Source organism: Ectopseudomonas composti, from assembly GCF_001567565.1.
Lineage (GTDB): Bacteria > Pseudomonadota > Gammaproteobacteria > Pseudomonadales > Pseudomonadaceae > Aquipseudomonas > Aquipseudomonas composti_A.
In genome coordinates this window covers 357462-377797 of sequence record NZ_LSSW01000022.1, presented here as the reverse complement: position 1 = coordinate 377797, position 20336 = coordinate 357462, and the positions used below count along the sequence as shown (strand labels likewise).

At 59.8% G+C, this 20336-nt stretch carries 21 protein-coding genes and 4 tRNA genes; 11 read left to right on the top strand and 14 right to left on the bottom strand.

Translation table 11 applies throughout. From position 1 onward, the window contains the following. The first annotated feature begins 59 nt into the window (after positions 1–59). The 4 genes from PCLY_RS10955 to PCLY_RS25165 all read left to right on the top strand — a co-directional run bounded on the left by PCLY_RS10955 (position 60) and on the right by PCLY_RS25165 (position 3109). Positions 60–1043, top strand: coding sequence for a DUF1852 domain-containing protein (locus PCLY_RS10955; RefSeq protein WP_061239325.1), 984 nt, complete (start codon positions 60–62; stop codon positions 1041–1043). 26 nt (positions 1044–1069) lie between these two features. After that, on the top strand, positions 1070–2098 hold the full coding sequence (locus tag PCLY_RS10950; RefSeq protein WP_061239324.1) for a methionine synthase: 1029 nt from the start codon (positions 1070–1072) through the stop codon (positions 2096–2098). Between the two features lie 152 nt (positions 2099–2250). Beyond that, entirely contained in the window at positions 2251–2757 is a 507-nt protein-coding gene (locus PCLY_RS24470; RefSeq protein ID WP_082768055.1) for a flavin reductase family protein, read from the top strand. 202 nt (positions 2758–2959) lie between these two features. Beyond that, positions 2960–3109: a hypothetical protein gene (locus tag PCLY_RS25165; protein ID WP_231740141.1), complete on the top strand. Its 150-nt coding sequence runs from the start codon at positions 2960–2962 to the stop codon at positions 3107–3109. A 165-nt stretch (positions 3110–3274) separates the two neighbouring features. Here the strand turns inward: PCLY_RS25165 and PCLY_RS24460 are convergent, their stop codons facing one another. The 8 genes from PCLY_RS24460 to PCLY_RS10910 form a co-directional block, all read right to left on the bottom strand. Then, the gene (locus PCLY_RS24460) at positions 3275–3772 is read right to left on the bottom strand and encodes a ProQ/FinO family protein (protein WP_082768054.1); all 498 of its coding nucleotides are present in this window, start codon (positions 3770–3772) and stop codon (positions 3275–3277) included. Between the two features lie 408 nt (positions 3773–4180). After that, positions 4181–4267 (bottom strand) — tRNA-Leu (locus PCLY_RS10940). A 120-nt stretch (positions 4268–4387) separates the two neighbouring features. Beyond that, a tRNA-Cys gene (locus PCLY_RS10935) sits at positions 4388–4461 on the bottom strand. 38 nt (positions 4462–4499) lie between these two features. Beyond that, positions 4500–4575 (bottom strand) — tRNA-Gly (locus PCLY_RS10930). 67 nt (positions 4576–4642) lie between these two features. After that, on the bottom strand, positions 4643–5203 hold the full coding sequence (pgsA, locus tag PCLY_RS10925; protein WP_061239322.1) for a CDP-diacylglycerol--glycerol-3-phosphate 3-phosphatidyltransferase: 561 nt from the start codon (positions 5201–5203) through the stop codon (positions 4643–4645). 33 nt (positions 5204–5236) lie between these two features. Then, positions 5237–7060, bottom strand: coding sequence for an excinuclease ABC subunit UvrC (gene uvrC / locus PCLY_RS10920; protein WP_061239321.1), 1824 nt, complete (start codon positions 7058–7060; stop codon positions 5237–5239). Positions 7061–7062: 2 nt separating this feature from the next. After that, the gene (gacA, locus tag PCLY_RS10915) at positions 7063–7707 is read right to left on the bottom strand and encodes a response regulator transcription factor GacA (RefSeq protein ID WP_061239320.1); all 645 of its coding nucleotides are present in this window, start codon (positions 7705–7707) and stop codon (positions 7063–7065) included. Positions 7708–7869: 162 nt separating this feature from the next. Continuing rightward, a tRNA-Ser gene (locus PCLY_RS10910) sits at positions 7870–7957 on the bottom strand. A gap of 167 nt (positions 7958–8124) precedes the next feature. Between PCLY_RS10910 and PCLY_RS10905 the strand changes: the two genes are divergently transcribed. The 7 genes from PCLY_RS10905 to PCLY_RS10875 all read left to right on the top strand — a co-directional run bounded on the left by PCLY_RS10905 (position 8125) and on the right by PCLY_RS10875 (position 12375). Continuing rightward, positions 8125–8793, top strand: coding sequence for a Bax inhibitor-1/YccA family protein (locus tag PCLY_RS10905; protein ID WP_061239319.1), 669 nt, complete (start codon positions 8125–8127; stop codon positions 8791–8793). Positions 8794–8927: 134 nt separating this feature from the next. After that, on the top strand, positions 8928–9320 hold the full coding sequence (gene tusD, locus PCLY_RS10900; RefSeq protein ID WP_061239318.1) for a sulfurtransferase complex subunit TusD: 393 nt from the start codon (positions 8928–8930) through the stop codon (positions 9318–9320). Next, the gene (gene tusC, locus PCLY_RS10895) at positions 9321–9680 is read left to right on the top strand and encodes a sulfurtransferase complex subunit TusC (RefSeq protein ID WP_061239317.1); all 360 of its coding nucleotides are present in this window, start codon (positions 9321–9323) and stop codon (positions 9678–9680) included. Continuing rightward, complete coding sequence (tusB, locus tag PCLY_RS10890; protein ID WP_061239316.1) at positions 9680–9979, top strand: sulfurtransferase complex subunit TusB; 300 nt, start codon at positions 9680–9682, stop codon at positions 9977–9979. Before tusC ends, tusB begins: the two co-directional genes overlap by 1 nt. Next, on the top strand, positions 9976–10311 hold the full coding sequence (locus PCLY_RS10885; RefSeq protein ID WP_061239315.1) for a TusE/DsrC/DsvC family sulfur relay protein: 336 nt from the start codon (positions 9976–9978) through the stop codon (positions 10309–10311). The genes tusB and PCLY_RS10885 overlap by 4 nt, the downstream gene beginning before the upstream one ends. Continuing rightward, positions 10308–11303 carry a glycosyl transferase family protein gene (locus PCLY_RS10880; protein ID WP_061239314.1) on the top strand — a complete coding sequence of 332 codons (996 nt, stop codon included), beginning with the start codon at positions 10308–10310 and terminating at the stop codon, positions 11301–11303. The genes PCLY_RS10885 and PCLY_RS10880 overlap by 4 nt, the downstream gene beginning before the upstream one ends. A gap of 73 nt (positions 11304–11376) precedes the next feature. Then, the gene (locus PCLY_RS10875; RefSeq protein ID WP_061239313.1) at positions 11377–12375 is read left to right on the top strand and encodes a glutathione S-transferase family protein; all 999 of its coding nucleotides are present in this window, start codon (positions 11377–11379) and stop codon (positions 12373–12375) included. A 54-nt stretch (positions 12376–12429) separates the two neighbouring features. Here PCLY_RS10875 and cysG read toward each other — a convergent pair whose 3' ends face one another. The 6 genes from cysG to PCLY_RS10845 form a co-directional block, all read right to left on the bottom strand. Next, on the bottom strand, positions 12430–13818 hold the full coding sequence (gene cysG, locus PCLY_RS10870) for a siroheme synthase CysG (RefSeq protein ID WP_061239312.1): 1389 nt from the start codon (positions 13816–13818) through the stop codon (positions 12430–12432). A 106-nt stretch (positions 13819–13924) separates the two neighbouring features. After that, positions 13925–15205, bottom strand: a complete 1281-nt coding sequence (gene serS / locus PCLY_RS10865; protein ID WP_061239311.1) for a serine--tRNA ligase — start codon at positions 15203–15205, stop codon at positions 13925–13927. Between the two features lie 80 nt (positions 15206–15285). Next, entirely contained in the window at positions 15286–15666 is a 381-nt protein-coding gene (gene crcB, locus PCLY_RS10860; RefSeq protein WP_061239310.1) for a fluoride efflux transporter CrcB, read from the bottom strand. Next, positions 15663–16988: a replication-associated recombination protein A gene (locus PCLY_RS10855; protein ID WP_061239309.1), complete on the bottom strand. Its 1326-nt coding sequence runs from the start codon at positions 16986–16988 to the stop codon at positions 15663–15665. The genes crcB and PCLY_RS10855 overlap by 4 nt, the downstream gene beginning before the upstream one ends. Positions 16989–16991: 3 nt before the next feature. After that, on the bottom strand, positions 16992–17618 hold the full coding sequence (lolA, locus tag PCLY_RS10850) for an outer membrane lipoprotein periplasmic chaperone LolA (RefSeq protein WP_061239308.1): 627 nt from the start codon (positions 17616–17618) through the stop codon (positions 16992–16994). A 125-nt stretch (positions 17619–17743) separates the two neighbouring features. After that, the gene (locus PCLY_RS10845; RefSeq protein WP_394326851.1) at positions 17744–20152 is read right to left on the bottom strand and encodes a DNA translocase FtsK; all 2409 of its coding nucleotides are present in this window, start codon (positions 20150–20152) and stop codon (positions 17744–17746) included. Between the last annotated feature and the right edge of the window lie 184 nt (positions 20153–20336).

Genomic DNA, 20336 nt, shown 5'->3' with positions numbered 1-20336 from the left:
CGGAACCCTGAAGCGTCAAAACGAACTCAGGGCTGTATTGAATATTAGGTCGGTTCGAGATGAGTCAAGAATTTACATTTACCGTAAAAAGTATTCGCTTTGATGAGAACTACCAGCCATCAGACAGTACCCGCCTCACTACAAATTTTGCCAACCTGGCCCGCGGGCAGTACCGTCAAGATAACCTGCGCAACGCGCTAAGGATGATTGACAATCGTTTCAATGCCCTGGCGCAATGGGATAACCCTCAGGGTGATCGTTATTCCGTTGAGCTCGACATTATCTCCGTCGAAATGAATGTCAGCTCCGAGGCTAATGACAATACCTTTCCTGCGATTGAGGTATTGAAAACCAGCATTTTCGATAAAAAAACCAACAGGTGTATAGAGGGCGTTGTCGGCAACAACTTCTCCTCTTACGTTCGGGATTATGACTTTAGCGTGCTGTTGCTGGAGCACAACAAAAGCCAACCAACATTCGGCATTCCAGACGGCTTCGGTGATTTGCACGGAAAGATTTTCAAGCATTTTGTTAATTCTGAAGCTTACAAGCAGAACTTCAGCAAGCCGCCTGTTATCTGCCTCAGCGTGTCGGACAATAAAGTCTATCGTCGCACTGAGAATCAGCACCCTGTACTTGGGTTTGAATATCAACCCAATGAGTCATCCTTGACGGAAAGCTACTTCAAGAAGATGGGCTTGCAGGTTCGTTACTTCATGCCTTCCGGCAGCGCTGCGCCATTAGCATTCTATTTCTTTGGTGATTTGCTCAATGACTACACCGCCCTTGAGTTGATCAGCACCATCAGCACTATGGAAACCTTCCAAAAAATTTACCGCCCAGAAATCTATAACGCCAATGCTCCAGCCGGACAACGCTATCAGCCGAACTTGAAGAACCAAGATCACTCGTTGACTCGCGTGGTTTACGACCGCGAAGAGCGTAGCCGACTGGCTGTTGAGCAAGGCCGGTTTACTGAGCAACATTTCATCAAGCCTTACCAAGCCGTTCTTGAACAATGGTCCGCTAGCTGCGGCCTCTGATTTACCAGAATACAAGGTTGTCCATAATGAATAAATTATTGCCTACGTCGACTGCCGGCAGCTTGCCCAAGCCCTCCTGGCTTGCGCAGCCAGAAACGCTTTGGTCTCCCTGGAAACTGCAAGATGAAGAACTGACTGAAGGTAAGCAGGACGCGCTGCGTTTGTCGCTGCAAGAGCAACAACAAGCAGGTATCGATATCGTCAGTGATGGTGAACAGTCTCGCCAACATTTCGTCACTACCTTTATTGAGCACCTCGACGGCGTCGATTTCGAGAAGCGTGAGACCGTTAGAATCCGCGACCGCTATGACGCGAGCGTGCCATCGGTTGTAGGAGCTGTCAGTCGCTCAAAACCTGTGTTTGTTGAAGATGCCAAGTTTTTGCGTCAGCAAACCAAGCAGCCCATCAAATGGGCTCTGCCTGGCCCCATGACCATGATCGACACGCTTTACGACGGGCATTACAAAAGCCGTGAAAAGCTGGCGTGGGAATTCGCCAAGATTCTCAATCAGGAAGCCAGGGAACTAGAAGCGGCAGGCGTTGACATCATCCAGTTCGACGAACCTGCATTCAATGTATTCTTCGACGAGGTCAATGACTGGGGTATTGCTACGTTAGAACGAGCTATCGAAGGACTGAAGTGCGAGACGGCCGTGCATATTTGCTATGGCTACGGCATCAAGGCCAATACTGACTGGAAGAAGACGCTCGGCTCAGAGTGGCGCCAGTATGAAGAAATCTTCCCCAAACTGCAGAAGTCGAACATCGACATCATCTCGCTGGAGTGCCAGAACTCTCGCGTGCCGATGGAGTTGCTCGAGCTCATTCGCGGAAAGAAAGTGATGGTCGGTGCCATTGACGTGGCAACCAACACCATCGAGACACCTGAAGAAGTGGCCAACACTCTACGCAAAGCGCTTCAGTTCGTAGACGCCGACAAACTTTGTCCTTGCACCAACTGCGGCATGGCACCACTGCCTCGTCGAGTTGCCAGAGGCAAGCTGAATGCATTGAGTGCCGGCGCAGAGATAGTCCGCCGAGAGCTCTCCGCCTAACAGCTGAGCTAACACTGGATATACTGGATGAAATATGGCCTGTCGTAACTGATCGACTGGCCATATTTTCAAAGTAGCAACACTTGAAAATAGCAAGCTACTTCAGGTTCTCCCCAGCACTTTCGAGTAGCACCTAATATTCAGGTTTTACCATGTCACTCCCTTGCAATGCAATCGAACCATTGCGCTTTCGCGAAGCGCTCGGACACTATGCATCCGGTATCACGGTCATTACATCGATTATCGACAATGAGCCGCTCGGCTTCACTTGCCAGTCGTTCTACAGCGTCTCGATGAACCCGCCACTGGTCTCATTCAGTGTAATCGCCAACTCATACAGCTACCCCAAAATTCGCCGGGCAGGTCGATTTGCAGTCAACATCCTGTCAGGCGAACAGGCCGAAATATCCAATACCTTCGCTCGACAAGGCGCTGACAAGTGGAACGACGTAGAGTGGCACGCATCACCACTGGGCAATCCAATCATTGGCGATAGTCTGCACTGGCTAGATTGCGAGATTCACGCCGAGCATGTTGCCGGCGATCATCTGATCGTGATTGGTGAAGTGAAAGCGTTGCACGTTCAAGAAAATGTGGCTGCACGTCCTTTACTGTATTTTAAAGGGCGATATTGTGATCTTTTGATGCCTACCGAATAAACTGCAGCCTCGGACAAGAACGACGTCCCCATCGAGATAACACTGCAACTTCTATAGCAATTACGTCCCCGAGATATCACCACCTCAAAGTATTATTCAGCCCTGACCATGGCGGGGGCGTTCTCGTACATGTGGCTTTGCTAAGGCATGGGAATAGCATGTTCGCTACGATCAAAAATGACTTCTGGCAGGTCATGGCTCAGTGTCTCGCGCTCTTGATTCGGACGACAAGCGCCTGCTCAACAAAGCACCGCGCGACACTCTCAAGCTGTTGACCACTTATCGCTTGCAGTCCGTTCCGCAACTGAAGGTCGGTGGCGATGTGCGTTGGCAGGGTGAGGATTACTACTAGCGCTCCGGGCCGAACAACGCCCTTGACGAGCATTGCTACAGCGCCATAGGTGCGCGCGGCTGGTACGCCCCCCCCGCGCAGCCTGACAACAACGTTGACACACCCTCGAAAACCTCTCCAGCCAAGATGGCTCCAGACTTCACTTGGTAGCGAGGCACGGCAACGTTATTTCTCAGCGATATCAGCTATCTCGTCTTGTATGTGCTTTTGGGGTTTTGCTTTTCTACGTTGTGCCTGTCCGCGCTGCCGTCTGGCTTGTTGCTTCGCATGTAGAGCCTGAGAAGCGCTCACCATACCAACTGCCTGGCCACTCAAGTCAAAGCGCGGAGCATTCTCCGTCATGCATGCCCAGTATCGACTTCCTCGACACCAGGTTGCGATACCTGCTTTGAGCTGGTCACTGGATATTCCGAGCAACTCCAGATGCTGTTCAGCATCCTTGAGGATTCCCTCTTTCAAGGGAACCTTGGGAGCAGGACTAACGGGGAAAGCCCCGGGAAAGTGCTTCTGCAATCGCCAGATTGCCTCCACCGAAGGATCATGCTCACGAGACGCGCTCTGGGGAGTTGGCTTCTGTACACGCGTTTTTTTGCTATCGGTCTTTACCGATTCACTTTCGGCACGCAGTCGGTCGCGTAGCTCAGCTAGTTGCTCAAAACCCATCGTTCAATTCACTGCTTCATAGTTGATTAGTGGCCCAAGATTATCTCATACGATTTTTTGCTACATGCCAAACCCGCTCAGACTAGTTACCACCAGATGAAAAACTACTAGCCCACCTACAACGCTGATCACCTGCATGGCGCCTTCCTGGAGCTGCAGGGCACACAGCTCCAGACCAAGGTCATGAGCCACGACTTTAGAGCTATGCAGTGATCTGAGAACAGGACCTGGTCCTGATTCGCATCTGCGGCAAAAAGTGTTCTGCAGCGAAGGTGATTGGCTGTGGCAAAGGTTCAAATGCGCTGAACCTAGAGACGACAGTGGACAACCACAAACAAAAAAACCGGCCAAGAGTGCCGGTTTAGATGGGTTTCATAGACTTATACGAGACAGCTATAAACAGATGAATGGTGCCCGAAGCCGGACTCGAACCGGCACGCCCTTGCGAGCGAGAGATTTTAAGTCTCCTGCGTCTACCGATTTCGCCATTCGGGCGGTAGCGCTGTGCGAAGGCCGGACTATATACAGCCCTCCACGTCCTCGCAAGGCATGCAAAGGCCGCCAGGGAGAATGAAAAAGGCCTCGTAAATCATGGATCTACGAGGCCTTTTAGATTGGAGGCTGAGGTCGGAATCGAACCGGCGTTCACGGATTTGCAATCCGGTGCATAACCACTCTGCAACTCAGCCATGAAGCAAACGAGCCGCCTTGGCGACTCGTGTAAATCTGGAGCGGGAAACGAGACTCGAACTCGCGACCCCGACCTTGGCAAGGTCGTGCTCTACCAACTGAGCTATTCCCGCTTGTCTTGTCGACGGGCGCCATTCTATAGAATCGAATCGCGCCGTCAACCCTTTGATTCAAAAATACTTATTTCTTTTCCGAGGTGGTGCTCAGGTGCGGCCAGGCGGCCAGCAGGTACTGCAGCATGGACCACAATGTCAGCACCGCGGCAACTACCAGCAGTACGTATCCGAACACGACCCAGAAAGAGAACACCGGCGGATTGCCCAGCAGGATGACCAGCGCCAGCATCTGCGCTGCGGTTTTCCACTTGCCAAGGTTGGACACGGCAACATGCGCCCGAGCACCGATCTCGGCCATCCACTCACGCAGAGCGGATACGACGATCTCGCGACCGATGATGATCGCCGCAGCCAGCGTCAGCCAGAGATTGGAGTGCTCTGCCGCCAGCAGTACCAGCGCGACCGCCACCATCAGCTTGTCGGCCACAGGGTCGAGGAAGGCACCGAAAGGCGTACCCTGCTCCCAGCGACGCGCCAGGTAGCCGTCGAGCCAGTCGGTCACGGCGGCAACGGCGAAGACTCCGCTGGCAGCCCAGTAACTCCAGGAGAACGGCAAATAGAACAGCAGGATGAAGACCGGGATCAGTGCGACCCGGAGCACGGTAAGCAAGTTGGGGATGTTCATCGGCACAACTAGGCTGCGAGGTGAGCGGGCATTCTACTCGCTGTGCAGAGTGTCATAAATCAACTCGGCGAGCTTTTTACTGATTCCTGGTGCTTTGGCGATTTCTTCAGCACTGGCACGGGACAATTCCTGCAGACCGCCAAAGTGATTGAGAAGCTCGCGTCGCCGTTTCGGACCGATCCCTGCCACTTCCTCGAGCGTCGAGGTGCGCCGTGTTTTGCCACGACGTGCTCGGTGCCCGGTAATCGCGAAGCGGTGGGATTCGTCGCGTATCTGCTGAATCAGGTGCAATGCCGGCGAATTGCCTGGCAAGGTGAACTCGTGCTCGGCGTCATTCAGATAGAGCACTTCCAGGCCAGGCTTGCGCGTCGTCCCCTTGGCTACGCCAAGCAGAATCAGATCCGGCACCGCCAGCTCCTGCAGCACCTCACGAGCCATGGCCAGTTGCCCCTTGCCGCCATCCACCAGCAGCACGTCAGGCAGCTTGCCTTCACCATCTTTGATCTTGCTGAAGCGCCGGGTCAGCGCCTGGTGCATTGCAGCGTAATCGTCGCCAGCGGTAACGCCCTCGATATTGAAGCGGCGATAGTCGGACTTGAGCGGACCTTCGGGGCCGAATACCACGCACGAAGCCACCGTGGCCTCGCCACTGGAGTGACTGATATCAAAGCACTCCATGCGCTGCGGCGGTTCGTCCATTTCCAGCACGGCGGCCAGCGCATCGAAACGCTCGGCGAGGTGCTGCCGGTTGGCCAGGCGCGCCGCCAGCGCCTGCTCGGCGTTGGTCACGGCAAGTTGCTGCCAGCGGGCACGCGTGCCGCGTACGCGCAAACTGATGCTGAGGCTGCGACCGCGCAGCGACTCGATGGCCTCGATCAGCGTGGCGAAGTCCTCGTGCTGCACGTTGACGATCAGTTCGCTGGGCAGGTCGCGTTCGGCGTTGCCCAGGTAGTACTGGGCGAGGAAGGCCATCAGCACGTCACCACCCTCCTCTTCGATCGCCACCTGCGGGAAGAAATTCTTGCTGCCCAGCACGCGGCCGCCACGCACGCTGATCAGGTGCACGCAGGCGCCGCCTGGAGTGAGCATCACCGCGACCACATCGACGTCGCCAGTGCCGCCTTCCATGCTTTGCTGGTCCTGTACCCGGCGCAGCATGGAAATCTGGTCACGCAGTTCAGCCGCGCGCTCGAACTCCAGGGCCATCGAGGCCTTCTCCATACTGACCGAGAGTTCCTCGCTCAGCGCATTGCTGCGGCCATCGAGGAACATCACCGAATGGCGCACGTCCTCGGCGTATTCTTCCGGGCTGACCAAACCGACGCAGGGACCCTTGCAGCGTTTGATCTGGTACTCCAGGCAGGGGCGCGTGCGGTTCTTGTAGTAGCTGTCCTCGCACTGGCGAACCAGGAAGGTCTTCTGCAGCAGGCTCAGGCTCTCGCGAATGGCCAGCGCACTGGGATAAGGCCCGAAATAGCGCCCCTTGGCCTTCTTCGCGCCTCGGTGAATGCCGAGACGCGGAAAGTCACCGTCGGAAAGAAACACGTAGGGATAGGATTTATCGTCGCGCAGTAGGATGTTGTACGGCGGCCGCCACTCCTTGATCAAGGTCTGCTCGAGCAGCAGGGCCTCGGTCTCGTTGGCGGTGATGGTGGTTTCGATCTGCGCGATGCGCGCGACCAGGGCTGCGGTCTTCGGTGCCTGGCCGGTCTTGCGGAAATAACTGGAGAGACGCTTCTTGAGGTTCTTCGCCTTGCCCACGTAGAGCAGGCGGGCCTCGCTATCGAACATGCGATAGACGCCCGGGCGACCACTGCAGGTCGCCAGGAAGGCACTCGGATCAAATTGGTCGGACATTATCAGCTGACGGCGTCGACCATGCCGTGGCGAACCGCGAGCAGAGCCAACTCGACGTCGCTGGTGATGGAAAGCTTCTCGAAGATGCGGTAGCGGTAGGTATTGACCGTCTTCGGCGACAGGCACAGCTTGTCCGAGATGTTCTGCACCTTGTGGCAGTTGGCGATCATCAGAGCGATCTGGATCTCGCGCTCGGACAGCAGGTCGAATGGCGAGCCATTGCTCTGCGGCTGGAAGGATTTGAGCGCCAGTTGCTGAGCGATTTGCGGGTCGATATAGCGCTGCCCGGCAAATACGAGGCGAATGGCCTGCACCATTTCATCCAGCGCCGCGCCCTTGGTCAGGTATCCGGCAGCCCCGGCCTGCAACAGGCGCGTCGGGAACGGATCTTCCTCGCACACGGTAACGGCAACGACCTTGATGTCGGGATGGCTGCGCATCAGCTTGCGGGTGGCTTCGAGGCCGCCGATGCCGGGCATCTTGACGTCCATCAGGACGACATCGGGCTTGAGTTCACGGACCTTGAGCAGCGCTTCTTCGCCAGTGCAGGCTTCACCTACGACTTGCAGACCGTCGATATCGGCCAGCATGCGGGTTATGCCCGTGCGAACCAGATCGTGATCGTCGACCACCAGGACCCTAATCAATCGCCACCTCGTTGCACCTAATCAGCCACCGCGCAGTGACGGTGAGGTTGAACTTGCCGGTCACCTTAGCAAAAAGCCAGGGGCTGACCTAGCTTGGCGCACGGCAGTCAAAAAGCAAGCGCCAGATTAAGGTCAGAAATTGCGTCAAGGCAATTAGAGAATTGGCGGAAGCGGTGAGATTCGAACTCACGGATAGTTGCCCATCGACGGTTTTCAAGACCGTTGCCTTAAACCACTCGGCCACGCTTCCATATTCTTGAGTGCGGAGACTGCCTTACACAACCTCCGCAGCGGTGCGGGCGGCAATCTTACCGGAACGCAACACGCTGTCAAACTCTCTGTCTTGGCACCTCGCCTGGCTCTGTTATGATCGGGACCATTCGGATATCGGAAACCTTGTGCCACAGGAGCGTCGCCATGCAAGAGCAAGACTACGTAGTAAATCATTCGCAGGCCGACCAGCTGGAAGTCAGCAAGGTTCTGCGCAATACCTATGGCCTGCTGGCCATCACCCTGGCCTTCAGCGGGCTGGTCGCGTTCCTCAGCCAGCGCGCCAATGTGGCCTACCCGAACTTCTTCGTGGTGCTGATCGGTTTCTACGGCCTGTTCTTCCTCACCTACAAACTGCGCGACTCCGCCTGGGGCCTGGTATCCACCCTCGCCCTGACCGGTTTCATGGGTTACACCCTCGGCCCGATCCTCAACCGCTACATGGGCATGGCCAATGGCGCTGAAGTAATCAGCTCGGCCTTCTCCATGACTGCGCTGGTGTTCTTTGGCCTGTCCGCCTACGTGCTGACGACCCGCAAGGACATGAGCTTCCTCAGCGGCTTCATCACCGCCGGTTTCTTCGTCCTGCTTGGCGCCGTTGTGGCCAGCTTCTTCTTCCAGATCAGCGGCCTGCAACTGGCGATCAGCGCTGGCTTCGTGCTGTTCTCCTCGGTCTGCATCCTGTTCCAGACCAGCGCCATCATCCATGGCGGCGAGCGCAACTACATCATGGCCACCATCAGCCTGTACGTATCGATCTACAACCTGTTCATCAGCCTGTTGCAGATCTTCGGCATCATGGGCGGCGACGACTGATAACGCTTCGTTCCCCTTAAGCCCGCTTCGGCGGGCTTTTTCTTGCCTGCGTGTTCACCTGCTCTGCAGTGATTCTTTATCTGCCGCGCACCCTGGCCTTATCATTGGCCCAGTTTTGCCTCGTCGGACGCCCCATGAAGTTTGCCATTGCCCTGTTCGCCGCCCCTCACCTGCCCGCCTCGCGTCGCGCCTTGCGCTTTGCGCAGGCAGCATTGGCCGGCGGTCACGAGATCGTCCGCCTGTTCTTCTATCAGGACGGCGTGCACAGTGCCGCCGGCAACGTGGTCAGCCCGCAGGACGAGCTGGATCTGCCGCGTGAGTGGCGCGAGTTCGTCACAGCCAACGAACTCGACGCCGTGGTCTGTATCGCTGCTGCCCTGCGTCGTGGCGTGCTCAACGCCGAAGAAGCGCAGCGTTATGCCAGACCGGCTGCCAACCTGGAGGCGCCCTGGGAGCTCTCCGGTCTGGGCCAACTGCATGAAGCCGCGCAACAGGCCGACCGCCTGATCTGCTTCGGAGGTCAGTGAATGAGCAAGTCACTGTTGATCATCAGCCGCCAGGCGCCCTGGAGCGGCCCTGGTGCGCGCGAGGCGCTGGATATCGCGTTGGCCGGCGGCGCCTTCGACCTACCCATCGGCATGCTGTTTCTCGATGACGGCGTGTTCCAGCTCAGCACCGGCCAACAACCCGGCCAGCTGCAACAGAAAGACCTCGGAGCCAACCTGCAGGCTCTGCCGATGTTCGGTGTCGAGGCGCTGTATGCCAGCCAGCGCAGCCTGAGCGAACGCGGCCTTGGCGACAGCGAGCTGAATCTGGCGGTACAGCGGCTCGACGACAGCGCGCTGACCGCCCTTCTCGACCGCTACGATCAGGTGATCACCCTCTGATGGCCACCCTGCATGTTCTCTCTCATTCACCGTTCACCGATAGCCGCCTGGCCAGCTGCCTGCGCCTGCTGGGTGCAGGCGATGCGCTGCTGCTCACTGGCGATGCGGTCTACGCACTGCAGCCCGGCACCACCAATCTGCAGGCACTGCAACTGATGCCCGCCAGTGTCGCGCTCTATGCCCTTGACGAAGACCTTGCCGCGCGCGCCCTGCCGGCGCCCGAGCGTGCCGAGGTCGTCGGCTACCCGGAGTTCGTCGAGCTGTGCACCCGCTACGCCAAGGTCAACAGCTGGTTATGAGTGCTCTAAACGTCGCCGGACGTGACATCGCCCTGGACAAGGACGGCTATCTGGTCGACCTGCAGGACTGGTCGCGCCCCGTGGCCGAGGCCCTGGCCGCCGCAGAAGAACTGCAGCTGAGCGATGAGCACTGGGAAATCCTCGACCTGCTGCGCGCCTTCTACGCGGAATTCCAGCTGTCACCGGCCAACCGCCCACTGATCAAGTACGCAGCCCTGAAACTTGGCACGGACAAAGGCAACAGCCTGCATCTCAATCGCCTGTTCAAGGGCACGCCCGCCAAACTCGCGGCCAAGCTCGCCGGCCTGCCGAAACCGACCAATTGCCTATGAACCTGATCACCCCCGTCGAACACCCCTTCGCTCAGTTCGTGCGCATTCTCGGCAAGGGCAAGCGCGGCGCCCGCGGCCTGACGCGCGAGGAAGCCCGTGAAGCCATGGGCCTGCTGCTCGATGGCAAGGTCGAAGACACCCAGCTTGGCGCCTTTCTGATGCTGCTGCGGCACAAGGAAGAGAGTGCCGAGGAGCTTGCCGGCTTCACCGAAGCCATCCGCCCACGCCTCAAGGCCCCTTCCATTCAAGTCGACCTGGACTGGCCCAGCTATGCCGGCAAGAAACGTCACTTGCCCTGGTACCTGCTGGCCGTCAAGGCACTGGCCGCCAGCGGCGTGCGCATCTTCATGCATGGCGGTGGCGCCCATACCGCAGGGCGCATGTACACCGAACAGTTGCTGGAGCAACTGGACATTCCCTGCTGCCACGACTGGCAGGCGGTGGAACAATCGCTCGATGAACAGCACCTGGCCTACAGCTACCTGGGCGACTGGATGCCGGCGCTGCAGCGCATGATCGACCTGCGCAATACCCTGGGCCTGCGCTCGCCGATCCATTCCCTGGCTCGAGTGATCAACCCGCTCGGCGCGCGCTGTGGGCTGCAAAGCATCTTCCATCCCGGCTATCAGGCCGTGCATCGCGAAGCCAGCCGCCTGCTGGGTGATCACGCCATCGTGATCAAGGGAGAAGGCGGCGAGATCGAGGCCAATCCGGACGGCACCTGCCACCTGCATGGCACGCTTGGCGGTGAAGACTGGGACGAAGAATGGCCCGCGCTTTCAGCCCAACGCCATGTCAAACCCGAGCGACTCGAGCCGGCCATGCTGGGCGCCTTCTGGCGCGGCGAGCACGATGATGCCTACGGGCGACTCGCGGTAATCGCCACCATGGCCGTCGCACTGCGCGGGCTGGGTCTGGGCCGCGAAGAGGCGTTCCAGCAAGCCCAACTGCGCTGGGACGCGCGCCTTCAATCTAGTCAGCCGATTATTTGAGCCAGCATTTTCCACCTTTCAATCGAGTTCATAACGCTAGACTCCAGGTTCATTCAAAACGGAGGCAAGCGTTATGGGCTTGTTGATCGATGGACGCTGGCACGACCAGTGGTACGACACCGGCAACAGTGGCCGCTTCCAGCGCGAGAGCGCACAACGTCGTAACTGGGTGACTGCCGACGGCAGCGCTGGACCAAGCGGCGATGGCGGCTTCAAGGCCGAGGCCGGGCGCTACCATCTCTACGTTTCTCTGGCCTGCCCCTGGGCTCATCGCACGCTGATCCTGCGCACGCTCAAGGGGCTCGAACCTCTGATTGATGTATCGGTGGTGAGCTGGCTGATGCGTGAACAGGGCTGGACCTTCGACCGCGACTTCGGCTCCAGCGGTGACCACCTAGACAGCCTGAGCTACATGCATCAGCGCTATACCGCCGATGACCGCCATTACACCGGCCGCGTCACCGTGCCCGTGCTGTGGGACAAGCAGACCGGCGGCATCGTCAGCAACGAATCGGCGGAAATCATCCGCATGCTCAACAACGCGTTCGACGACCTCACCGGTAACGGCCTGGACTTCTACCCCGAACCGCTACGCGAGCGTATCGACCAGCTGAACGAGCGCATCTATCCGGCAGTGAACAACGGCGTTTACCGTGCCGGCTTCGCCACCACTCAGCAAGCCTACGAAGAGGCCTTCGACGAACTGTTCGCCATGCTCGATGAGCTGGAAACCCTGCTGGGCGAAAACCGCTACCTGGCCGGCGAATACCTGACCGAGGCAGACATTCGCCTGTTCACCACGCTGATTCGCTTCGATGCCGTCTATCACGGGCATTTCAAATGCAACCAGCGACGTATCGAGGACTACCCGAACCTGTCCAACTGGCTGCGCGAGCTCTATCAATGGCCAGGCATCGCCGAGACGGTGGACTTTACCCATATCAAATCGCACTACTACGCCAGCCACGCCACCATCAACCCGACGGGAGTGATTCCCAAAGGGCCACAGCAGGATTTCACTCGCGCGCATGATCGCCAGCGCCTGCCGGGTAAAGGCGTGTTCCAGCGCTAGAGTGGCAGCCATTGCTGCCTGAAGCCTCGACAAGGAGGCTTCAGTCGCTGGCCGTCAGATGCTGTTCTGAGCGCCTTCGAACCAGGCCAGCTTGTCGCGCAGGGTAACCACTTCGCCGACGATCACCAGGGTCGGTGCATGCACTTCGTGCTCGGCCACCAGCTGCGGCAGCGTCTCCAGGGTGCCGGTGAAGACACGCTGATTCTGCGTCGTGCCCTGCTGCACCAGTGCCGCTGGCGTGTCGCCCGAGCGGCCGTGAGCAATCAACTGCTCGCAGATCCCCGGCAACCCCACCAGCCCCATGTAGAACACCAGGGTTTGCCCGGGCGCGACCAGATCCCGCCACGGCAGGTTGCTGCTGCCATCCTTGAGGTGGCCGGTGATAAAACGCACCGATTGCGCGTGATCACGATGGGTCAGCGGGATACCTGCGTAGGCTGCACAGCCGGAAGCGGCAGTAATGCCTGGCACGACCTGGAAGGGAATATCCTCGGCGGCCAGTTGCTCGATCTCCTCCCCACCCCGGCCGAAGATAAATGGATCGCCACCCTTCAGACGCAGCACACGCTTGCCCTCGCGAGCCAGGTCGACCAGCAACTGATTGATCTGCTCCTGCGGCACCGCATGATCTGCACGGCGCTTGCCGACGTAAATGCGTTCGGCATCACGACGGCACAGCTCGATGATGGCCGGCGCCACCAACCGGTCATAGAGCACCACGTCGGCTTGCTGCATCAGGCGCAGGGCCCGGAAAGTCAGCAGATCAGGATCACCCGGACCGGCGCCGACCAGATACACCTCACCCAACGCACGCGGCGCAGCGCCGGCCACACGGGCCTCCAGCAGACGCTCAGCCTCTTCCGGCTTGCCGGCAAATACGCTCTCGGCGATCTGCCCCTGAAAGACGTCCTCCCAGAACACACGGCGCTGCTGCACGTCGGGGAACAGCTGCTTGACCCGCTCCCGGAAACGCTTGCCCAGGTTGGCCAGTTGGCCGTAGGTAGCCGGAATCCAGGTCTCGATCTTGGCGCGGATCAGGCGTGCCAGCACCGGCGCATCGCCGCCGCTGCTGACCGCGACGATCAGCGGCGAGCGATCGACGATGGCCGGGAAGATCACGCTGCACAGCGCCGGCGCGTCCACCACGTTGACGGGGATGCCCAACGCCTGGGCATCGCTGGAAATCTGCGCATTGAGCGGCACGTCGTCAGTCGCCGCGATGACCAGCGCCACGCCCTGCAAATCACTGCTCGCATAGCCGCGCAGGAAGATGCCATCCGGGCCGGCCAGCGCCTGCAGCTCGCTGCGAATCTCCGGGGCGACCACGCGCAGACGAGCACCGGCATCGCTCAACAGGCGCGCCTTGCGCAGCGCGACCTCACCACCGCCGATCACCAGTACCGGGCGACCCTGCAGCTTGTGGAACAGCGGAAGGAATTGCATCAGATCAGCCTCATCAGAGGTCGGTCGCAGAGTGCGCATGTCGCACCCCGCACCCATTGAAACGGGGCAGTTGCCCGCGCCCCGTTTTATGCGTCGTGATGGCCTATCAGCCGATCACTTCGATGCCGCCCATATAGGGCTTCAGAACTTCGGGCACGCGAATGCTGCCGTCAGCCTGCTGGTAATTCTCCAGCACCGCCACCAGGGTACGACCCACCGCCAGACCGGAGCCGTTGAGCGTGTGCAGCAGCTCCGGCTTGTTGGTTTCCGGGTTGCGGTAGCGTGCCTGCATGCGGCGCGCCTGGAAGTCGCCGCAGTTGGAGCAGGAAGAAATCTCGCGGTACTTGTCCTGGCTCGGCACCCAGACCTCCAGGTCGTAGGTCTTCACCGCAGAGAAGCCCATGTCACCGGTGCACAGGGCCAGCTTGCGATACGGCAGTTCCAGCAATTGCAGGACGCGCTCGGCGTTGGCCGTCATGCCTTCCAGAGCCTCGAAGGAGGTGGATGGCTCGACGATCTGCACCATCTCGACCTTGTCGAACTGGTGCTGGCGGATCATGCCGCGCGTATCGCGACCGGAAGCGCCCGCCTCGCTGCGAAAGCACGGCGTGTGGGCGACGAACTTCAGCGGCAGCTGTTTGGCATCGAGAATTTCGCCTGCGACGATATTGGTCAGCGACACTTCGGCGGTCGGGATCAGGTACAGGTCGGCCTGGTCTTCACGGCCGATCTTGAACAGGTCTTCCTCGAACTTCGGTAGCTGGCCGGTGCCCTGCAGGGCCGGCGCCTGCACCAGGTAGGGGGTGTAGGCTTCTTCGTAACCGTGCTCGCCGGTGTGCAGGTTGATCATGAACTGCGCCAAGGCGCGATGCAGGCGAGCGATCGGCCCGCGCAGCAGGGCGAAACGCGCGCCGGAGAGCTTGGCAGCGGTCTCGAAATCCAGCCAGCCATGCTGCTCGCCGAGGGCGACGTGATCCTTGATCTCGAAATCGAAGCTGCGCGGCGTGCCCCAGCGCGCCACCTCGACGTTGCCGTCCTCATCAGCGCCGACCGGCACGGATTCGTGCGGCAGGTTGGGAATGTTCAGCAGCAGGTTATCCAGTTCGTTCTGGATGGCGTCCAGCTCACGCTTGCCGGCCTCCAGATCGCTGCCCATCTGATCGACTTCCGCCAGCAGCGGTGCGATATCCTCGCCACGCGCCTTGGCCTGGCCGATGGACTTGGAGCGGCTGTTGCGCTCGGCCTGCAGTTGCTCGGTGCGCACCTGCACCGACTTGCGCTGACTCTCCAGGGCCTCGAAGCGGGCGACGTCGAGAGCGAAGCCACGGGTGGCAAGGCGCTCGGCGATTTCGGTGAGTTGCGTGCGGACGAGTTTGGAATCGAGCATGTTCGGGTCTCAATACATCGGCGAAAAAAGGTTGCGGCCACCAGCGTGACGCGGGTTGCCGAGTGTAAAGCTTTAGCGGGTCAGGATGCCAATCGGGCCAGGCTCAGACCGGCCCAGGCGGCCAGCAGCCCGCCAATGATACTGAATGCCAGGTAACCGAGGGCCTCGGGCGCGCGACCGCCTTCGATCAGTTTCATGATTTCCAGGCTGAAGGAGGAAAAGGTGGTAAAGCCACCCAGTACGCCGGTAATCAGCCCGGTACGCAGCTCCAGTGGCAGATCGGTACGGGTCAGGAACAGGCCTGACAACAGACCAATCAGCAGGCAACCGATGACATTGACCGCAAAGGTGCCCAGGTAGAAATGCCGTGGCCAGTTACCGGCCACCCAACTGGCGACCAGAAAACGCATGACAGAGCCAGCCGCGCCCCCCAGGGCGACGGCAAGCGCTACACGAATCATGGCTTTCTCCTTTGCCTGGAGCTGCTGGCATCCAGGTTGCGCAAGTGCTGCAGCTTGTCGCGGATCTTCAGCTCGAGGCCACGCGGTACCGGCTCGTAATACTGGCGCGGCTGCAGATTTTCAGGGAAGTAATCCTCGCCGGCAGCATAGGCATCGGGCTCGTCATGGGCGTAGCGGTATTCATCGCCGTAACCGAGCTGCTTCATCAGCTTGGTCGGGGCGTTGCGCAGGTGCAATGGCACCTCCTGCGAGCCTTGCTCGGCAGCATCACGCATGGCCGCCTTGAACGCGGTGTATACGGCATTGCTCTTCGGTGCGCAGGCGAGATAAACGATGGCTTGAGCCACGGCCAACTCGCCTTCCGGACTGCCCAGGCGCTCCTGTACATCCCAGGCATTGAGGCACAGCGTCAACGCGCGCGGATCGGCGTTGCCGATGTCCTCACTGGCCATGCGCACCACACGACGAGCGATGTAAAGCGGGTCACAGCCACCGTCAAGCATGCGCGCATACCAGTAAAGGGCGCCGTCGGGGCTGGAGCCACGTACCGACTTGTGCAGCGCGGAAATCTGATCGTAGAAGGCTTCGCCACCCTTGTCGAAACGCCGGCGGCTATCGCCCAAGAGGTTCTGCAGCAGTTCCACGTCGATCTCGCCATCGTCCTCGGCCAGGTCGGCGGCGTTTTCGAGGAAGTTGAGCAGGCGACGGCCGTCGCCGTCGGCAGCGGCCAGAAGAATCTGAAAGGCCTCGTCCGGCAGGCTCAGATGGCGCTCGCCCAGGCCTTTCGGGTCGCTCAACGCCCGCTTGACCAGCTTGCGCATCGCCGCCTCGTCGAGGCTTTTGAGTACGTAGACACGCGCCCGCGACAGCAGCGCGTTGTTCAGTTCGAACGACGGATTCTCGGTGGTCGCACCGATGAAGATCAGCGTGCCGTCTTCCACATAGGGCAGAAAAGCGTCCTGCTGGCTCTTGTTGAAGCGGTGTACCTCATCCACGAAAAGAATCGTGCGCCGGCCGTATTGCGCCGCATGCTGCTGAGCCACCTCGACGGCCTGGCGGATCTCCTTGACCCCGGACAGCACCGCGGAGATGGTCTCGAAATGGGCGTCGGTGACCTTGGCCAGCAAGCGTGCCAGGGTGGTCTTGCCCACGCCTGGCGGCCCCCAGAAGATCATCGAGTGCAAAGCGCCCTGCTCCAGCGCCTCGCGCAGCGGCTTGCCTGGCCCGAGAACATGCTCCTGCCCGACGTACTCGTCCAGGCTGGTTGCACGCAAACGCGCAGCCAGGGGCTGCGCGACGGGTTGGCGGCCGAACAGATCCACGCGTTACTCCTGGATGACGTCCGCGCCTTCCGGAATGTCGAAGGTGAACTGGTCGTTATCGACCGGCTCGTTCATCTTCACATTGAGGAACAGGATATTGGTGCGCTGGCCAATGCTGTCGATCAACTGCATGTCGTTGAGCACGCGGTTACGGAACGACAGGCGCAGGCTGTCGAACAGGCTGTCCTTGGCCTTGGGCTTGAGAATGAAGTCGACCACGTTACCGCCTTCCTTGTAGTCGATATCGAAGTTCTCGCGAATCTGCGATACATCTCCGGACAACAGCAGCGCCGGCGTGTGAGTCAGACGCTGGTCGAGGGTCTGAATGGTGACCTGCTCGAGATCCGGGTCATACAGCCAGACTTTCTCACCGTTGGACACCAGCAGCTGCTCCATCGGCTGGTCGGTGTGCCAGCGGAACATGCCCGGGCGTTTGAGCAGCAGCTCCCCTGCGGTTTCCTGCAGCTGGGTGCCGCTGGCATCGAGGGTCAGCTGGGAAAAACGCGCACTGATGGTCTGCGCCTGGCTGAGCAGTTCGCTCAGTCGCTTGGTGGCCGCGTCTTCATCAGCCTGGGCAGTCAGCAGGGTAAAGCTCAGAGCAGCCAGCATCAGCAGGCGAATAACACGCATATAAACCCCTTGAGTCCGTATGAGAATGGCGAGGCGACTCCGCACCTCGCATTGCCCGGCAACGCTTGGTTGCCGTGAAGTTCTGTAGACCGCTAATTCAGCGTTTTGTCCGCGACGCAACCTCTTCAGTCGCGAGAAGAACCGGGCGCAAGCACTTCGCGTGAGCCGTTGGTATTCATCGAGCTGACCACGCCGGCCATTTCCATCGCTTCGATCATCCGCGCGGCGCGGTTGTAGCCGATCTTCAGCTTGCGCTGCACGGCGGAAATCGACGCGCGACGGCTTTCCAGCACGAAGTTGACGGCTTCGTCGTACAGCGGATCTTCCTCGCTGCCCTCGCCGCCTTCACCACTACCGCCGCCTTCGAAGCCGCTACCGCTCTCCTCGACACCGGCAAGAATGTCTTCGTTGTAATCCGGCGCGCCACGCAGCTTCCAGGCTTCGACCACGCGATGCACTTCATCATCCGAGACGAACGCACCGTGAACACGAATCGGCAAGCTGGTGCCAGGCGGCATGTAGAGCATGTCACCGTGCCCAAGTAGCTGCTCGGCTCCCCCCTGGTCGATGATGGTACGCGAGTCGATCTTGCTCGATACCTGGAACGCCATGCGGGTCGGGATGTTGGCCTTGATCAGGCCCGTGATCACGTCCACCGAAGGGCGCTGGGTGGCGAGAATCAGGTGAATGCCCGCCGCACGTGCCTTCTGGGCGATACGCGCGATCAGCTCTTCGACCTTCTTGCCGACGATCATCATCATGTCGGCGAATTCGTCGACCACGACCACGATGGTCGGCAGCGGCTTGAGCAGCGGAGCTTCGTCTTCCATGCTTTCGCGACGGAACAGCGGGTCAGCCAGTGGCTCGCCAGCTTCGATGGCGTCCTTGACCTTGCGGTTGAAGCCCGCCAGGTTGCGCACGCCCATCTTCGACATCAGCTTGTAGCGGCGCTCCATCTCGGCAACGCTCCAACGCAGGGCGTTGGCCGCCTCCTTCATGTCGGTGACCACTGGGCAAAGCAGGTGCGGGATGCCCTCGTAGATCGACAGCTCGAGCATTTTCGGGTCGATCATGATCAGCTTGGCGTCTTCCGGGCTCGACTTGAACAGAATCGACAGAATCATCGCATTGACGCCCACCGACTTACCGGAACCAGTGGTACCGGCCACCAGCAGGTGCGGCATCTTGGCCAGATCGGTGATAACCGGCTTGCCGCCAATGTCATGCCCCAGCGCCAGGGTGACCGGCGACTTGGCATCGTCATACTCGGGCGTCGACAGCACTTCGGAGAAACGCACGATCTGGCGATTCTCGTTGGGAATCTCGATACCGACGGTGGTCTTGCCGGGAATCACCTCCACGACCCGCACGCTGGTCACGGCCAACGAACGCGCCAGATCCTTGGCCAGGTTGGCGATGCGACTGACCTTGACCCCGGCGGCTGGCTGGATTTCGTAGCGCGTGATCACCGGGCCCGGATGGATCGAATCCACCGTAACCTCGACGCCGAACTCCTTGAGCTTGATTTCCAGCAGGTGGCCGACGCCCTTGAGCGACTCAGGCGAGTACTCGACCTTCTTGGCTTCCGCCGGGTCGAGCAGGGAAATCGGCGGCAAGGTGCCCTCCACCGCGCTGTCGACGAACAGCGGCGCCTGTTTTTCCTTCTGCACGCGCTTGCTCGGCTCTGGCGCCTTGGCCACCGGCGGCGGCGCGATGACCGGGGCCGGACGCTTCTCGCGTTCACTCATGTGCTTGCTCAGCGACTCTTCGCGCTCGAGCAGACGCTCCTTCACCTTGGCCTGTTCACGGCGGTCGGAAACCACCGGCGCAGCCACCTCGGTCACCCGATCATCCAGTTCGCGCAGCTGAATCCTCATCTGCTTGCGCTCGCTGCGTGCATTCCACCAGCCGGTGATGGCGCCGTGAATCAGCTCGATCAGATCGAGGGTGATCTTGCCCGTCAGGTCCATCACGCGGAACCAGGACAGATCGGTGAAAACGGTCAAACCAAACAGGAACAGCGCCAGGAACACCAACGTGCTGCCCTGCACGTTCAGCGCGTGCACGGCCAGGTCGCCCAGGCTGGCACCAAGCATGCCTCCGCCCGAGCCCTGCATGCCGGAGGCGGCGGCGAAATGGATGTCGCCCAGCGCAGCGCCGGAAAGAATCAGGAATACCAGGCCGATGCTGTGCCAGGAAAACAGCCAGCCGTTCCAGTGCCAGGGCTCGTTGCGTGTGCGAAATACCTGCCAGGTCTTGGCTGCCAACAAAAGCGGGAAGATGTAGGCGAAGTAACCCAGCGCACCGAACAGCGCACTGGAGAGCCAGGCGCCAATGCTGCCGCCGGCGTTGATGATGCGCTCGACCTGCACACTGTTGTCCCACGCCGGATCGGCGACGTTATAGGTCAACAGTGCCATCAGCAGGTACAGGCACATAGCGCCCAGGGCGATCAATGCGCCTTCCTTCAGTCGATACTGAAGCTTCTGACGCCAGTCGGTGATCTGGGTGGTGGAATTCTTCAAAACAGCCATTTCCTGCGCCCTTGGCGCGTCCATCTGATGGTTAACCGCGAAGCGGCCTATTGTAGGGCCAGCCTGACGCCGAGGCCAATTGCCAAGCTCCCGCACCCACCCCGCTTCGGTGTAGCATAGCCGCCAGCAGCTTCCATGCGGCCCAATTGGAGCACGCATTCTCTTTTGTGACAAAGGCTTATGG

What these genes read in the sequence shown, in the direction of transcription:
- serS (WP_061239311.1), bottom strand. Translation starts at nt 15,205, where the DNA reads ATGCTCGATTCCAAACTCGTCCGCACGCAACTCACCGAAATCGCCGAG.
- PCLY_RS10875 (WP_061239313.1), top strand. Translation starts at nt 11,377, where the DNA reads ATGGGCTTGTTGATCGATGGACGCTGGCACGACCAGTGGTACGACACC.
- PCLY_RS10950 (WP_061239324.1), top strand. Translation starts at nt 1,070, where the DNA reads ATGAATAAATTATTGCCTACGTCGACTGCCGGCAGCTTGCCCAAGCCC.
- tusD (WP_061239318.1), top strand. Translation starts at nt 8,928, where the DNA reads ATGAAGTTTGCCATTGCCCTGTTCGCCGCCCCTCACCTGCCCGCCTCG.
- tusC (WP_061239317.1), top strand. Translation starts at nt 9,321, where the DNA reads ATGAGCAAGTCACTGTTGATCATCAGCCGCCAGGCGCCCTGGAGCGGC.
- crcB (WP_061239310.1), bottom strand. Translation starts at nt 15,666, where the DNA reads ATGATTCGTGTAGCGCTTGCCGTCGCCCTGGGGGGCGCGGCTGGCTCT.
- PCLY_RS24470 (WP_082768055.1), top strand. Translation starts at nt 2,251, where the DNA reads ATGTCACTCCCTTGCAATGCAATCGAACCATTGCGCTTTCGCGAAGCG.
- PCLY_RS10955 (WP_061239325.1), top strand. Translation starts at nt 60, where the DNA reads ATGAGTCAAGAATTTACATTTACCGTAAAAAGTATTCGCTTTGATGAG.
- PCLY_RS10905 (WP_061239319.1), top strand. Translation starts at nt 8,125, where the DNA reads ATGCAAGAGCAAGACTACGTAGTAAATCATTCGCAGGCCGACCAGCTG.
- tusB (WP_061239316.1), top strand. Translation starts at nt 9,680, where the DNA reads ATGGCCACCCTGCATGTTCTCTCTCATTCACCGTTCACCGATAGCCGC.
- uvrC (WP_061239321.1), bottom strand. Translation starts at nt 7,060, where the DNA reads ATGTCCGACCAATTTGATCCGAGTGCCTTCCTGGCGACCTGCAGTGGT.
- cysG (WP_061239312.1), bottom strand. Translation starts at nt 13,818, where the DNA reads ATGCAATTCCTTCCGCTGTTCCACAAGCTGCAGGGTCGCCCGGTACTG.
- lolA (WP_061239308.1), bottom strand. Translation starts at nt 17,618, where the DNA reads ATGCGTGTTATTCGCCTGCTGATGCTGGCTGCTCTGAGCTTTACCCTG.
- PCLY_RS10880 (WP_061239314.1), top strand. Translation starts at nt 10,308, where the DNA reads ATGAACCTGATCACCCCCGTCGAACACCCCTTCGCTCAGTTCGTGCGC.
- PCLY_RS10845 (WP_394326851.1), bottom strand. Translation starts at nt 20,152, where the DNA reads ATGGCTGTTTTGAAGAATTCCACCACCCAGATCACCGACTGGCGTCAG.
- pgsA (WP_061239322.1), bottom strand. Translation starts at nt 5,203, where the DNA reads ATGAACATCCCCAACTTGCTTACCGTGCTCCGGGTCGCACTGATCCCG.
- PCLY_RS10885 (WP_061239315.1), top strand. Translation starts at nt 9,976, where the DNA reads ATGAGTGCTCTAAACGTCGCCGGACGTGACATCGCCCTGGACAAGGAC.
- PCLY_RS24460 (WP_082768054.1), bottom strand. Translation starts at nt 3,772, where the DNA reads ATGGGTTTTGAGCAACTAGCTGAGCTACGCGACCGACTGCGTGCCGAA.